Annotated in this window: 16 protein-coding genes and 1 pseudogene; 7 read left to right on the top strand and 10 right to left on the bottom strand. The window is 71.2% G+C overall.

The annotated features are described in order from the left end of the window. Positions 1-11: 11 nt before the first annotated feature. From AB0L45_RS04875 to sodN, 4 genes are all read right to left on the bottom strand, one after another. Positions 12-869: a GAF and ANTAR domain-containing protein gene (locus tag AB0L45_RS04875; protein ID WP_365836138.1), complete on the bottom strand. Its 858-nt coding sequence runs from the start codon at positions 867-869 to the stop codon at positions 12-14. A gap of 27 nt (positions 870-896) precedes the next feature. Next, positions 897-2,765, bottom strand: a complete 1,869-nt coding sequence (locus AB0L45_RS04880) for a CheR family methyltransferase (RefSeq protein ID WP_365836141.1) — start codon at positions 2,763-2,765, stop codon at positions 897-899. Continuing rightward, positions 2,765-3,364 (bottom strand): chemotaxis protein CheB, encoded by a 600-nt coding sequence (locus AB0L45_RS04885; RefSeq protein ID WP_365836143.1) that lies wholly within the window; start codon positions 3,362-3,364, stop codon positions 2,765-2,767. The genes AB0L45_RS04880 and AB0L45_RS04885 overlap by 1 nt, the downstream gene beginning before the upstream one ends. A gap of 187 nt (positions 3,365-3,551) precedes the next feature. Then, entirely contained in the window at positions 3,552-3,947 is a 396-nt protein-coding gene (gene sodN, locus AB0L45_RS04890; RefSeq protein ID WP_365836145.1) for a superoxide dismutase, Ni, read from the bottom strand. Positions 3,948-4,133: 186 nt separating this feature from the next. Here sodN and sodX point away from each other — a divergent pair, with 186 nt between their 5' ends. Continuing rightward, entirely contained in the window at positions 4,134-4,598 is a 465-nt protein-coding gene (gene sodX, locus AB0L45_RS04895; RefSeq protein ID WP_365836147.1) for a nickel-type superoxide dismutase maturation protease, read from the top strand. Here the strand turns inward: sodX and AB0L45_RS04900 are convergent. Next, positions 4,502-5,131 (bottom strand): CGNR zinc finger domain-containing protein, encoded by a 630-nt coding sequence (locus tag AB0L45_RS04900; RefSeq protein ID WP_365836149.1) that lies wholly within the window; start codon positions 5,129-5,131, stop codon positions 4,502-4,504. The genes sodX and AB0L45_RS04900 overlap by 97 nt on opposite strands. A gap of 80 nt (positions 5,132-5,211) precedes the next feature. On the opposite strand from AB0L45_RS04900, the gene AB0L45_RS04905 reads away from it, so the two are divergent. Beyond that, positions 5,212-5,973, top strand: a complete 762-nt coding sequence (locus AB0L45_RS04905) for a class I SAM-dependent methyltransferase (RefSeq protein WP_365836151.1) — start codon at positions 5,212-5,214, stop codon at positions 5,971-5,973. A 101-nt stretch (positions 5,974-6,074) separates the two neighbouring features. On the opposite strand, the gene AB0L45_RS04910 is transcribed toward AB0L45_RS04905, so the two are convergent. The 3 genes from AB0L45_RS04910 to AB0L45_RS04920 form a co-directional block, all read right to left on the bottom strand. Next, positions 6,075-6,848: an amino acid ABC transporter ATP-binding protein gene (locus tag AB0L45_RS04910; protein ID WP_365836153.1), complete on the bottom strand. Its 774-nt coding sequence runs from the start codon at positions 6,846-6,848 to the stop codon at positions 6,075-6,077. After that, positions 6,845-7,792, bottom strand: a complete 948-nt coding sequence (locus AB0L45_RS04915) for an amino acid ABC transporter permease (protein ID WP_365836155.1) — start codon at positions 7,790-7,792, stop codon at positions 6,845-6,847. Before AB0L45_RS04915 ends, AB0L45_RS04910 begins: the two co-directional genes overlap by 4 nt. A gap of 85 nt (positions 7,793-7,877) precedes the next feature. Further along, the gene (locus AB0L45_RS04920; RefSeq protein ID WP_365836157.1) at positions 7,878-8,849 is read right to left on the bottom strand and encodes an ABC transporter substrate-binding protein; all 972 of its coding nucleotides are present in this window, start codon (positions 8,847-8,849) and stop codon (positions 7,878-7,880) included. Positions 8,850-9,494: 645 nt separating this feature from the next. Here AB0L45_RS04920 and AB0L45_RS04925 point away from each other — a divergent pair. The 3 genes and pseudogenes from AB0L45_RS04925 to AB0L45_RS04935 all read left to right on the top strand — a co-directional run. Beyond that, positions 9,495-10,643, top strand: a pseudogene (locus AB0L45_RS04925) (NADP-dependent malic enzyme); the annotation flags it as partial. Positions 10,644-10,772: 129 nt separating this feature from the next. Continuing rightward, positions 10,773-11,735, top strand: coding sequence for a zinc-binding dehydrogenase (locus AB0L45_RS04930; protein ID WP_365836159.1), 963 nt, complete (start codon positions 10,773-10,775; stop codon positions 11,733-11,735). 26 nt (positions 11,736-11,761) lie between these two features. Beyond that, complete coding sequence (locus tag AB0L45_RS04935) at positions 11,762-12,361, top strand: HutD family protein (protein ID WP_365836161.1); 600 nt, start codon at positions 11,762-11,764, stop codon at positions 12,359-12,361. Here AB0L45_RS04935 and AB0L45_RS04940 read toward each other — a convergent pair. Beyond that, a complete protein-coding gene (locus AB0L45_RS04940; protein ID WP_365836163.1) occupies positions 12,330-12,572 on the bottom strand; it encodes a hypothetical protein in 243 nt (80 codons plus the stop codon). The genes AB0L45_RS04935 and AB0L45_RS04940 overlap by 32 nt on opposite strands. A 63-nt stretch (positions 12,573-12,635) precedes the next feature. Between AB0L45_RS04940 and AB0L45_RS04945 the strand changes: the two genes are divergently transcribed. After that, positions 12,636-12,908, top strand: a complete 273-nt coding sequence (locus AB0L45_RS04945; RefSeq protein ID WP_365836165.1) for a hypothetical protein — start codon at positions 12,636-12,638, stop codon at positions 12,906-12,908. Positions 12,909-12,929: 21 nt separating this feature from the next. After that, a complete protein-coding gene (locus tag AB0L45_RS04950) occupies positions 12,930-13,247 on the top strand; it encodes an SDR family oxidoreductase (protein ID WP_365836167.1) in 318 nt (105 codons plus the stop codon). Positions 13,248-13,268: 21 nt separating this feature from the next. On the opposite strand, the gene AB0L45_RS04955 is transcribed toward AB0L45_RS04950, so the two are convergent. Next, positions 13,269-13,538 carry a hypothetical protein gene (locus AB0L45_RS04955; protein ID WP_365836169.1) on the bottom strand — a complete coding sequence of 90 codons (270 nt, stop codon included), beginning with the start codon at positions 13,536-13,538 and terminating at the stop codon, positions 13,269-13,271. Between the last annotated feature and the right edge of the window lie 49 nt (positions 13,539-13,587).

Raw genomic sequence — 13,587 nt, forward strand, 5'->3', positions numbered from 1 at the left:
CCTCCGTGGGTTCAGCTGCCCTGGGCGAGTTTCAGCGTGCCGCGTACGATCTGCGCGGCGACGGCGTCCGGTGGCTGCCCGTCGGCGAACGCGCGTGCCTTGATCATGGCGAGCGCGTCCTGCACCGGGCAGCCCGCCTGTACGGAAAGTATTCCGGCGGCCTGCTGGACGCAGTCCCGGTGGTCGGCGTCGTCGTACAGTTCGGGATCGGCGTCGGGGCCCAGGAGCACCGTACGGGTCAGCGCGTCGGCGATCACCGTGAGCGTGCCGGCGGCGGTCACGTTGTCGCCCGGGTCGAAGACCGCGAGCGCGCCGATGCAGCTGCCCTCGGTCCGCAGCGGGGCGGTGAGCACCTTGTGGATGCCCAGGGAGGTCAGCGCGGGCCCGTAGGCGGGCCAGCGGCTCTCGATGGCCCGCCCGGCCACCGCGACCGGGCGGCCGCTGACCGACGCGTCGTACGCCGGCCCCTCGCCGAGCATGAACTCCAGGTCCTGCGCGGCCCGGGAGGCCGCGTCGGAGGAGGCGACGGAGAGCTGGCCGTGGTCGGCGCCCATCAGAGTCAGGGCCGCGCTGGACGTGCCGCAGGCCTCCGCGACGCCGGTCATGAAGCGCGGTCGGCTGGTCTCCTCCCCGCCCCAGGCGGACATCCGTTCGGCGTACGCCTCCTGGAGGCGCGCCGAGGACAGATGGCACTCCGCCGACCGCCGGTAGGCGTCCGCCAGATGCAGATGCAGATCCCCGCCGGCCGAGGCCGCCAGGATCTCCTGCTGTTCGGCGCAGGCCGCGGCGTGCTCGGCACGCTGCCGGGCCCTGGCCGCACGGCGACGCGCCAGCTGTGCCTGGACGTCTCTGGGTGAGCCCCACACCATGGTCCCAGCGTACGCCCGAGGTGGCACTCAGTCGCCGTTATCGCCGCGGTCGGCCTCCAACAACAGGACGACTCCGCCGTTGTGCCGGTCGAACGGTGAGCAGAGCACGTTGCAGGTGATGGTCCGCCCGATCCGGTTGACGGCCGAGATCCGCGAGGGCGCCGTGCGCTTGCCCGACTCCAGGCACTTCTCCACGGCCGGGCGCAGCATCTCGGTGGGCAGCCCGAAGTCCAGCGTGAAGAACGGCTCGTCTATCACCTCGTCCGGGCGCAGGCCCCACATGTCCACCGCGCCGCGGTTCCAGCTCTTGACCTTCAGCTCCTTGTCGAGGACGACCACGCCCGCGGCGATGGAGGTGACGACCCCTTCGAGGAAGGCACGGGCCTCGTCCAGCTCCTCGGTGCGGGTGCGCATCTCCTCATTCATCGTCTCCAGTTCCTCGTTGCCCGACTGGAGCTCTTCGTTGGTGGTCTCCAGCTCCTCGTTGGTGGACTGGAGTTCCTCGTTGGTCGTCTCCAGCTCCTCGATGCTCGACTGGAGTTCCTCGTTGGTGGTCTCCAGCTCCTCGTTGGTCGACTGGAGCTCCTCGTACGCCGTCTCCAGGTCCTCGCGCACCCGCTTGTTCTCGGACTTCAGCTGGGTGGCGACGGTGACGTCGGTGAAGGTGATGTTGGTGGCGGCCAGCAGTCCGTTGGAGCCCATCAGCGGCTGGATGAGGATGTCGAAGTACTGGGTCTCGTCACCGACCCGCCGCTCGGCGCCGTTGACCCGCAGGGTGCGGCGCTCGTGGGTGGCCTGCTCGATCAGCGAGCGCAGCTCGACGGGACGGTAGGAGATCTCCAGGTCCTGGAAGGGCCGGCCGATGTCGTTGGAGGTCAGACCGAACTGGGTCCGTGCCTGGCTGTTGATCAGTACGGCGGTGCCCTCGCCGTCGACCGCGATGGCCGGGGCGGGGTTGGCGTCCAGGATCAGATCGCGCAGCTGCCGGCTGCGGGCGGCGGTGGTCAGCTTCTCGGTGCTCACCCCCACCCGGAGCTTCGTCGGCGACGAGTGGTACGGCGGACCGGCCTCACCGGGACGCCGCCGGAAGGCCCGCTGGCGCATGCTGAGCACCTCGAACCGCTCGGCGTCGTTGAGCAGCATCTCCGCCTTGCCGAGGACGAGGAAGCCGCGCTCGCGCAGGGCGAAGTGGAACCGGTCGATGATCTGCCGCTGCGCCTCGACGTTGAAGTACATCAGCGCGTTGCGGCAGACCAGCAGGTCCAGCCGGGAGATCGGGGCGTCGCGGGTGATGTCGTGCCGCCCGAAGATGACCCGGCGCCGCAGGTCGGTGCGGAAGTTGAAACGGGTGCCGTTCTGCTCGAAGTAGGTGTCGCGCAGCTCCGGGGAGAGCGGCTCCAGCGCCTTGGCCGTGTACAGGCCGGAGCGGGCGTCGCGCAGGGCCTCCTCGTCCACGTCGGTGGCGTAGATCTTGACCCGGCTCAGGGCCTCCTCGACGCCCATCGCCTCGGCGAACATGATGGCGAGCGAGTACGCCTCCTCGCCGCTGGAGCAGCCCGCGCTCCACACCCGGATCTCCTCGTCGGTACCGGCGTCCGCGAGCAGCTCGGGCACCACCTCGCGCTGGAGGAACGTCCAGGCGTCCGGGTCACGGAAGAAGGACGTCACATTGATCAGGATCGTGTTGAAGAGCGCGTTGAACTCGTCGGCGTTGGTCTCCAGCCGGTCGCGGTAGTCCGCGTAGGTCTCGGTGTCGACATCCGCCATCCGCTTGCGGATGCGCCGGCCCAGCGACGAGCGCTTGTAACCGGTGAAGTCGAATCCGCGGGCATCCCGCAGGAAGCCGAGCAGCTGCTCCAGTTCCTCGTCCGCCTCGACATCCCGAGCTTGCCCCATTACTGCCTCTTGGTCTCGACAAGACCGCGGATCACCGCGGCGATCTCTTCCAGGGGCAGCACGAAGTCCACCGATCCCGTACCCACCGCTGCCTCTGGCATTCCCTTGAACTCGGCCGTACGGGGATCCTCGGAGATCACCGTGCCGCCGCGTGACTTGATGGCGTCCACACCCATGGCGCCGTCGCTGCCGGTCCCGGTCAGCACACAGCCGATCGCCTGCGCCCCGTAGGCCCCGGCGACCGACTCGAAGAGCAGATCGGCGGAGGGACGCAGGAAGTGGACCAGTTCGCTCCCGGAGAGCGTCAGCGTACCCCCGGGGCCTACCAGGAGGTGCCGGTCGGGGGGTGCGATGTAGACCCGGCCGGGCCGGGCCCGCTCGTCGTCGACGGCCAGCTCGACCCGCAGCGCGGTGCGCCGGTCGAGCAGCTCGGCGATGACGGTGCGGTGCCGTGGGTCGAGATGCTGGACCACCAGGACCGGAACCGGCAGGTCAGGACCGAGGGCGCCGAGGACCGAGGTCAGGGCTCTGATGCCGCCCGCGGACGAGGCGAGGGCCACGACCTCGAAGTGGTCCGCTGCGCTGCGGTCTGCCGTCACGTTCCGAGCCTATCGAAAGCCGGGCCGGGTGGCGGGTACGCGAAGGGGGCCAACTGCGGAAACAGCCGCACCCGGCCCACGCGGACGCCGGCGGACGGCGCCCCGCGGGCCGGGTGCGGCGGCGAAGCGGGGCCGGGACGGCCGCGTGACCCGGTGGGGACACGCGGCCGGACCGGTGCCGGGCGGGTCAGCCCTGCTTGGTCTCCCAGAAGATCTTGTCGATCTGGGCGATGTAGTCCAGGGCCTTCTGACCGGTCGCCGGGTCGTTGGACGCCTTCGCGGCGCTCAGCGCCTTGAGGGTGTCGTTGACCAGCTGGTGCAGCTCCGGGTACTTCTCGAAGTGCGGGGGCTTGAAGTAGTCGCTCCACAGCACCGAGACGTGGTGCTTGGCCAGCTCCGCGCGCTGCTCCTTGATCAGGATCGCCCGGGTACGGTAGTCCGCGTCCTCGTTGGCCTGGTACTTCTCCTGGACGGCCTTGACCGACTCGGCCTCGATACGGGCCTGGGCCGGGTCGTACACGCCGCACGGCAGGTCGCAGTGGGCGCTGACCTTCACCTTGGGGGCGAACAGGCGGGAAAGCATGTTCAGTCCTTCCTCGTGATCGTCTTCTCAGGTGCGAGATTACTCGCCGCGGGAAGGCTTTTCTCGGGTGGCTCGGGGTCTTAGGGCAAAAGGCCGGTTCCGGGCCGGGACTGATGGAGGATGGGAACGGTGACGGGCGACCGGGCCGTGGCGGTCACCGGACCGGGACCGGGAGGTGTGACGGGGATGCCGGAGCGGGTGGAAGAACGCGGGCCGGAGCAGGGTGAGGAGCACGGGCGGGAGCGCAGGGGACTGCTGCGGGCCTTCGGCCTCGCCGAGGTCTACAACCCGTCGATGGTGCCGACGCTGCGGCCCGGCGACCAGCTGGTGGTGCAGTACGGAGCGGTGGTGCGGCCGGGCGACGTGGTCGTGCTGCGGCACCCGTTCCGGCAGGACCTGCTGATCGTCAAGCGGGCCGTGGAGCGGCGTGACGGCGGCTGGTGGGTGCGGGGGGACAATCCGTTCGTGGAGAACGACAGCCGTGAGTTCGGGGTGGTGCCCGACGAGCTGGTGGTTGCGCGGGCCCGGATGCGGGTGCGGCCGCCGCGCGGTGTTCAGCGCTCGCTGTCGGGCGCGCTGTCCTGGGCGGTCTCGGCGGTGCGTCCGCTGCGGGCCGACCGCTCGCTGTCCAGGCGCTTGCGGGCCCGGTAGGCGGCGACGTTGGCGCGGGTGGCGCAGCGGTCCGAGCAGTAGCGCCGGGAGCGGTTGGTCGAGGTGTCGAGGTAGGCGTTGCGGCACGGGCGTGCCTGGCAGATGCCGAGCCGGTCCACGCCCAGCTCGGTGAGCTGGAAGGCCAGGCCCATGGAGGCGGTGGCGGTGTAGCCGGCGGTGGCGTTGGCCGCGTGGTCGGCGATGTGCAGGTGCCACTTGGGGCGGCCGTCCTCGTCGCGGAACTCGTGCCCGGAGACCTGCGGGCTGACCGGGAACTCCATCATCAGCGCGTTGAGCAGGTCGACGGCCCGTACCTCGTCGCCCTCGGCCGCCGCCTCGAAGACGGCGCGCAGCCGGGCCCGTACGCCGCGCAGGCGCGTCACATCGCTCTCGGTGGCCCGGCGGGCCATCTGCTGGGCCGGCCCGAACAGCTCGCGCACGGCCTCGACCGAGGTGAGGGTGTCGCCGCCGCGCTCGGGCTGCTCGGTGTTGACCAGGCGAACGGCGTAGTCCGAGTAATAGGCCAGTTCCACTTGTAGTCCTTACGGGCGGCGGTCTAGGGTTCGTAATAGGTGTTGTTGCTACGAGGGTATTACGGCCTGGAGGTAACGGTATGACCGAGACCGTCGTCGGTGCTGACTGGCAGGGGTGGCAGGACAGTTGGGACCGCCAGCAGGAGTGGTACATGCCGGACCGCGAGGAGCGGTTCCGCGTGATGCTGGACATGGTCGAGGCGCTGGTCGGCACCGAGCCCAGGGTGCTGGACCTCGCGTGCGGTACGGGCAGTATCTCCGACCGGCTGCTCAAGCGTTTCCCCAAGGCCGTCAGCGTGGGCGTGGACCTCGACCCCGCGCTGCTCGCCATCGCCCAGGGCTACTTCGCGGGCGACGACCGGATCACGTTCGTCCGCGCCGACCTCAAGGACCCCCGCTGGACCGAGGCGCTGCCGCACGACGCGTACGACGCCGTGCTCACCGCCACCGCCCTGCACTGGATGCACACCGGACCGCTGCGCGGGCTCTACGGACAGATCGGCGGGCTGGTCCGGGAGGGCGGCGTGTTCATGAACGCCGACCACATGCCCGGCGGGGACACCCCGCGCATCGACGCGGCCGAGCGCGCCTTCCGGCACGCGCGGCAGGACGAGGCCAAGGAGGCCGGCGCGCTGGACTGGGCTGCCTGGTGGGAGCGGGCCGCCGCCGACCCGGTGCTGGCCGGCCCGACCGCCGAGCGCTTCGAGATCTACGGTGAGCACGCCGACGGCGACACCCCCTCGGTCACCTGGCACTGCGAGGTGCTGCGGGAGTCCGGCTTCGGCGAGGCCCGCGCGGTGTGGCGTTCACCCACGGACGCGCTGGTCCTCGCGCTGAAGTAGCCCGCGTACGGCGCGTCCGGCAGCCGGGCGGTACGTACGGAGGCGCCTGCCGCGTCCGTACGTACCGCCCTCGCACGTCTCCCGCAGTCCTCCCCGCCGGGTCAGAGCACCTTGGACAGGAACGACTTGGTGCGCTCGTGCTGCGGCGTGCCCAGCACGTCGCGCGGGTGGCCGGATTCGACGACCACGCCGTCGTCCATGAAGACCAGCGAATCCCCGACCTCGCGCGCGAAGCCCATCTCGTGGGTGACGACGATCATCGTCATGCCGTCCGCGGCCAGGTCCTTTATCACGTCCAGCACATCACCGACCAGCTCCGGGTCGAGCGCCGAGGTCGGCTCGTCGAAGAGCATCAGCTTCGGCTCCATGGCCAGCGCGCGGGCGATCGCCACGCGCTGCTGCTGGCCGCCGGAGAGCTGCGAGGGGTAGTTGCCCGCCTTGTCGGCCAGGCCGACCCGGTCCAGCAGCTTGCCCGCGCGCTCCCGGGCGGTCGCTTTGGACTCGCCCTTGACCTGGACGGGCGCCTCCATGATGTTCTCCAGCGCCGTCATGTGAGGGAAGAGGTTGAAGCGCTGGAAGACCATGCCGATGTCGCGGCGGCGCGCGGCCACCTCGCGGTCGCGCAGTTCGTACAGCTTGCCGTTGGCCTCCCGGTAGCCGACCAGCTCGCCGTCGACCGACAGCCGGCCGGCGTTGATCTTCTCCAGGTGGTTGATGCAGCGCAGGAACGTCGACTTGCCGGAGCCGGACGGGCCGATCAGGCAGAACACCTCACGGGGCGCGACCTCCAGGTCGATGCCCTTGAGGATGTGGGCCGCGCCGAAGGACTTGTGGACGCCCTCGGCCTTGACCATGGGGGTGGACTTGCTGGTCATGCGGCACCTCCGGCCGACGAACGGTTGGCGCCGCCGGACAGCCGGGCCCGCAGCCGCTGGACCGGCGTGGGGGGCAGCTGGCGGCTGGCGCCGCGGGCGTAGTAGCGCTCAAGGTAGTACTGGCCGACGCTGAGCACCGAGGTGGCGATCAGGTACCAGACGGCGGCGAGGATGAGCATCTCCACGACGGGACCGGCGTCGCGCCCCACGTTCTGCGCCGACTGCAGCAGGTCGTAGTACTGCACGGCGATGACCAGCGAGGAGGTCTTGAGCATGTTGATGACCTCGTTGCCGGTGGGCGGCACGATCACCCGCATCGCCTGCGGCACGATGATCCGGCGCAGCGTCTTGCCGTGGCTCATGCCCAGCGCGTGCGCCGCCTCGGTCTGGCCCTCGTCCACGGCGAGCAGGCCGCCGCGGCAGATCTCCGCCATGTACGCGGCCTCGTTCAGGCCGAGGCCCAGCAGCGCGCACAGGAACGGGGTCATGAAGTCCGACCACTCGTCCTTGTAGATCGGCATGATGTCGATGTACTGGAAGACCAGGCCCAGGTTGAACCAGAGGAACAGCTGGACGTAGACCGGCGTACCGCGGAAGAACCAGACGTAGAACCACGCGACCGTCGAGGTCACCGGGTTCTTCGACTGCCGCATCACGGCCAGGACCACACCCAGCACGATGCCGATGACCATCGACAGCACCGTGATGATCAGGGTGTTGCGCAGACCTCGCAGGATGTCCGCGTTGAACATGTACTCGGGTATCGCGCCCCAGTTGACCTTGCCGGCGGCGAAGGCCCGGACGAGCAGGGCGAGCAGCGCGAGGACGACCAGCGCCGCGACCCAGCGCCCGTAGTGCCGGACGGGGATGGCCTTGATCGGCTCGGGAGCGGGCGGCGGGGCGTCCGCCGGCGGCTGGGCCGGCTTGTCGACGTCAACTGACACGGGTGTTGCCTTTCAGCGTTCGGCGGGAGGGACGGGCCGTGCGCGGGCCGTGCGGGCACGCGGCGGGCGGGGCTCGGGCAGGCGCTCAGCTGCCGCCGTTGAGCTTGACTTCCTTGACCGCGGCGTCCGTGACGTTCCACTTCTTGAGCACCTGGGCGTAGCTGCCCTTCTTGACGATGGCCTCCATGGCCGCCTTCAGGGCGTCGCGCAGCTTCGTCCGGTCCTTGGGCACCGCGATGCCGTACGGAGCGGCCTTGACCGGCGCGCCGCCGACCAGCTGGAAGTCGTTGCCGCCGCCGGAGGTCTTGACCGCGTACGCCGCGACCGGATAGTCGCTGGAGACCGCGTCCACACCCCCGGTACGCAGCCGGGTCTGGGCCTCGGTGTCGTTGTCGAACGCCTCGATGGAGATGGCGTCCGTACCGGACTCCTCGCACTTCTTGGACTGGTCCTTGGCCAGGTCGTGCGAGACGGTGCCGCGCTGCACCGCGATCTTCTTGCCGCAGAGCGCTTCCCAGCCGTCGATGCCCTGGGTCTTGCCCTTCTGCGTGTAGATCGAGACGCCGACGTCGAGGTAGTCGATGAAGTCGACGCCGTCGCTGACCTTCTTGCCGGTGGTGCTGTCCACGCCCTCCTGGCGGTCCTTGGTGTCGGTCATCGCCGACATGGCGATGTCGTACCGCTTGGACTTCATGCCGCCCATGAGGGTGTCGAAGGTGGCGTTGTTGAAGTTGAGTTTGACGCCCAGCTCCTTGCCCATGGCCTCCGCCAGGTCCGGATCGATGCCGGTGACCTTGCCGTTGGTGCGGAACTCCACCGGCTTGTAGGTGATGTCCGAGCCGACCTGGATCATCGCCTTGTCCTGGATGTCCTGGGGCAGCAGCTTGAACAGCGGGGCGTCGGGGTTGCGGTTCTTGGCCGCCTCGCGCTTGGCGATCGCCGCGTCGGTCTGGTCGCCGCAGGCGCTCAGCAGCAGCGCGGCCGCGACCGCGGTCGCGGCGGCCACGGCTGAACGAGACCTGCCGGGGGCCGGGCGACGGGTGGGGCGTGCGGTCATGCTGATCCTCCTGCGGATGAGGGAGATGCCGACTGACAGGGCCGGGCACACACCTTCGGGCGTCGCGACCTCGTTCGGTGACGGAATCTTGCCATCCGGACACCGGTATCCGGACTGTCGTACAGGTCAAAATCGGATAACGGACGACAGCGGAACCGTGCATGCCAGGTGTCCCTTGGGGGACGCGAGCCGTACGGCGGGCGGAGGGGTGGGCCGGACGGGCCCGCGTCTCGCATGACGGACACCTGGCGAGGCACTTCCGCCCTTTCGCGGCGTTCGCCCCTAACGCCGCGGTTGTGAACCCGGGGGTAACGAATCCGACTCGTCGGGGCCCACGCCCGTCCGGTAGAAAGGTTCGTTACACCCCTCATCCGGGGCTCAGGGCGCGCGTGCGGTGCGCCCGGCGTCCGTACCTCCCCCCGCGGGACGGCCATCCGTCGCGCAGGGCGCGGACGCGGTGCCCGCCCACCCCTTGACCAGGGAGTGGACACCCTCAACTGATTGACGAACTAAGGGGTTGAACCAGTGACAGCCAACACCGCCCAGGCCCATGACGGCGGTAACACCCACACGCCCGCGGGAGCGGAAACGGACGCCAAGGGCGCGCCCGGCTCCACATCCGGCGGCGGGGAACAGCAGTGCCAGGACCCCGCCTTCCTCCTGCACCGCGGCGGCAAGATGGCGATCCAGGCGACCGTCCCGGTCCGGGACCGCGAGGACCTCTCCCTCGCGTACACGCCCGGCGTCGCCAAGGTGTGCAGCGCCATCGCCGAAGAACCCGAGCTGGTGCACGACTACACCTGGAAGTCCCAGGTCGTGGCCGTCGTCACGGACGGCACCGCGGTGCTGGGCCTCGGTGACATCGGCGCCGAGGCGTCCCTGCCCGTGATGGAGGGCAAGGCCATCCTCTTCAAGCAGTTCGGCGGCGTGGACGCGGTGCCGATCGCGCTCGCGACGACCGACGCCGACGAGATCGTCGAGACCGTCGTGCGGATGGCGCCGTCCTTCGGCGGCGTCAACCTGGAGGACATCTCCGCGCCCCGCTGCTTCGAGATCGAGCGCAAGCTCCAGGAGCGGCTGGACATCCCGGTCTTCCACGACGACCAGCACGGCACCGCCGTGGTCACGCTGGCCGCGCTGCGCAACGCCGCGAAGCTGACCGGCCGTTCCCTCGGCCAGCTGCGGGCCGTCATCTCCGGCGCCGGCGCGGCCGGCGTCGCCATCGCCAAGATCCTCGTCGAGGCCGGCATCGGTGACGTCGCGGTCTGCGACCGCAAGGGCATCGTCACCGCCGACCGCGACGAGCACCTGACCGACGTCAAGCGCGAGCTGGCCTCCTTCACCAACAAGGCCGGGCTGACCGGCTCGCTGGAGACCGCGCTGGACGGCGCGGACGTCTTCATCGGCGTCTCCGGCGGCACGGTGCCGGAGGAAGCGGTCTCCAAGATGGCGAAGGACGCGCTGATCTTCGCCATGGCCAACCCGAACCCGGAGATCCACCCGGACGTCGCGCACAAGTACGCGGCGGTGGTCGCCACCGGCCGCAGCGACTACCCGAACCAGATCAACAACGTGCTGGCGTTCCCCGGCATCTTCGCCGGCGCGCTCCAGGTGCGCGCGAGCCGCATCACCGAGGGCATGAAGCTGGCCGCCGCCGAGGCGCTGGCCTCGGTGGTCGCCGACGACCTCAGCGCCGACCGCGTCATCCCCTCGCCGTTCGACGAGCGGGTCGCCCCGGCGGTGACCTCGGCCGTCGCGGCCGCCGCCCGCGCGGAGGGCGTCGCGCGCCGCTGACCCGGCGTACCGGACAAGGCCCTGCCCGTTCGCGGGCGGGGCCTTTTCGCTGCGCGCCCGCGGCCGGCGCGGCGCGTGTCACACCGCGGCCCGGTACCGCCGGGCCCCCGCACGCCCTACGTTGAGATCATGTTTGCTGCCTACGCCGCCCGCATCGACCGCGACCAGCCGCTGAACGGCCTCGAACTGGGGGAGCGCCCGGCCCCCGAGGCGCGCCCCGGCTGGACGACCGTCAACGTCAAGGCCGCCTCGCTCAACCACCACGACCTGTGGTCGCTGCGCGGCGTGGGGCTCGGGGAGGAGGCGCTGCCCATGATCCTCGGCTGTGACGCGGCCGGTACCGACCAGGACGGCAACGAGGTCGTCCTGCACTCGGTCATCGGCCAGAGCGGCCACGGCGTCGGCCCCGACGAGCCGCGCTCCATCCTCACCGAGCGCTACCAGGGCACCTTCGCCGAACAGGTCACCGTCCCCGCCTGGAACGTGCTGCCCAAGCCGAAGGAGCTGTCCTTCGCCGAGGCCGCGTGCCTGCCGACGGCCTGGCTGACCGCCTACCGGATGCTGTTCACCAACGCCGGGGTGCGGCCCGGCGACAGCGTGCTCGTCCAGGGCGCGGGCGGCGGTGTGGCCACCGCGGCGATCGTGCTGGGCGCGGCGGCCGGGCTGCGGGTGTTCGCCACCAGCCGCAGCGAGGACAAGCGCAAGCGCGCCGTCGAACTGGGCGCCGAGGCCGCCCTGCCCAGCGGCGAGCGGCTGCCGCAGCGGGTGGACGCCGTGATCGAGACGGTCGGCGCCGCCACCTGGTCGCACTCGGTGAAGTCCCTCAAGCCCGGCGGCACGCTCGTCATCTCCGGCGCCACCTCCGGCTTCCACCCCGAGCGCACCGAACTCAACCGGATCTTCTTCCTGGAGCTGAAGGTCGTCGGCTCCACCATGGGCAGCAAGGACGAACTGGCCTCGCTGCTGCACTTCTGCGCGGCCAAGGGCGTACGCCCCGTCATCGACTCCACGCTGCCGCTGGACCGGGCGCGCGAGGGCTTCGCGAAGCTGGCCGAGGGCGAGATGTTCGGCAAGGTCGTGCTGACGGTCTGAGGCGCGGAGTACGAGGGAGGGGCGCGGTGCGGGTGCTGCGCGCGGCCGGCCGTACGGCGGCGGCCTGGAGCAACGGCGGCGGCGTGACGCGGGAGATCGCCGCGGCGCCGACCGGCGCGGGCTGGGACGCCTTCGACTGGCGGGTGAGCCTGGCCGAGGTGGGCCGGGACGGCCCGTACTCCGTACTGCCCGGCGTGGACCGCATCCTGACGGTCGCCGAGGGCGCCGGGCTGGAGCTGACCGTCGACGGCACCCGCCACCTCCTGCCGGCCCACCACCCGTTCGCTTTCCCCGGCGACGCGCCCACCGGCTGCCGCCTCCTGGACGGCCCGGTCGTCAACTTCAACGTCATGCTGCGGCGCGGCCGTTCGACGGCGACCGTCGAGCTGTCGCGGGAGCGGTACGTGGCCGAACCACGCCCGGCGGCCGCTCCGCCGGAGCCGGGCGAGGAGCGCACCCGGCTGATCGTCGCGCTGTCCGGCCGTACGGCACTGGACGGGTACGGGCCCGCCGTGGAGCTGGAGCACCACGACGCGGCCCTCCTGGCCGCCGACGCGGGTCTCTCGCTGTGTACGGACGGCGTCGCGGCCGTGGTCACCCTGACGGTACGGGCGGCGGCGGACTGAGAGGGTGGCCCGCGCCCCCGCGCAGGGTGCGCCGCGCGTGGTCGGCGAAGGCGGCGGTGGCGGGGTGGGCGGGCGTACGGGGCCGGGCCAGCAGGACCGTGAGCGGCCCGGCGTCGGTGATCGGCAGGTAGCGGACGCCCGGATGCGGATGGCTGTGCCCGGTGGCCTCGGCCGTCACCCCGGCCGCCTCACCGGTCGCGATCGCCGTCACAGCGGCAGCTGGGGGAGTCGCGATGCCGCGGAGATCCGTCGGAAGCGCCCTGGCGTCGTCCGCATGAGGATCCTCCTGATCGGCGCGACCGGGAAACCGGGCGCCGCCGCGCACAAGACGCTGGCCGGACGCGGCCACGAGATCATCACCGTCGGCCGTCGCGGCGGCGGCCTGCGCCTGGACATCACCGACCCCGCGCAGGTCACCGAGGCGTACGACCGGGCCGCCGAGCGGGCCGGAACCCTGGACGCCGCGGTCAGCGCGGCCGGCGACGTCCCGTTCGAGCCGGTCGCCGGGATGACCGCCGAGGACTACACGGCGGGCTTCCGCGGCTAGGGGCTCAGCCAGATCGAGCTGGTGCGCCAGGGCACCGCCCGCATCGCCGCGCGCGGCTCCTCCACCCTGATCACCGGCGTCCTCTCCCGCGACCCGATACCCACCGGCAGCGCGGCGGCGAGGGCCAACGGCGCGGTGGAGTCGTTCGTCCGGGCCGCCGCCGTCGACATCGCGCCGCAGCGGGTGAACGCCGTGAGCCCGACCGTGGTCACCGAGTCCCTCGCGGACTACGGCGCCTTCTTCCCCGGCGTCCAGCCGGTCGGCCTGGCGGAGGTGGCCGTGGCGTACGTGCGGTCCGTCGAGGGCGGGCAGGCCGGGCAGGTCTACGAGCCGGTGTGACGCCCGGCCGGCGCCGGGCGCTCAGCCCGCGTGACCGCGGGCGGCCCCGGCGTTCCGCTCCCGGGCGAGCGCCTTCTCGCGCCCCTTGTCCAGTACGGCGAGCAGGACGACGGTGGCCACGACCACCGCGCCCGAGACGACGTAGTTCCAGGGCGCGTCGAGGTAGTTGACCGGCCGCATCGCGGTGCCGTGGTCGTCACCGAGGATCCGGTGGAGGACGGCTGCCGGGCCCTCCCAGAAGCCGGCGGTGAACACCAGGATGGACAGCAGCCGGTACCAGCTCTCGTGCATGGTCGTCTCCCCGTTACGTGACGGACTTTCTCGTGCGGTGGATACAACC

Origin of the sequence: Streptomyces sp. NPDC052496 (assembly GCF_040679095.1) — a bacterium.
In the GTDB taxonomy this organism is placed as follows: Bacteria; Actinomycetota; Actinomycetes; order Streptomycetales; family Streptomycetaceae; genus Streptomyces.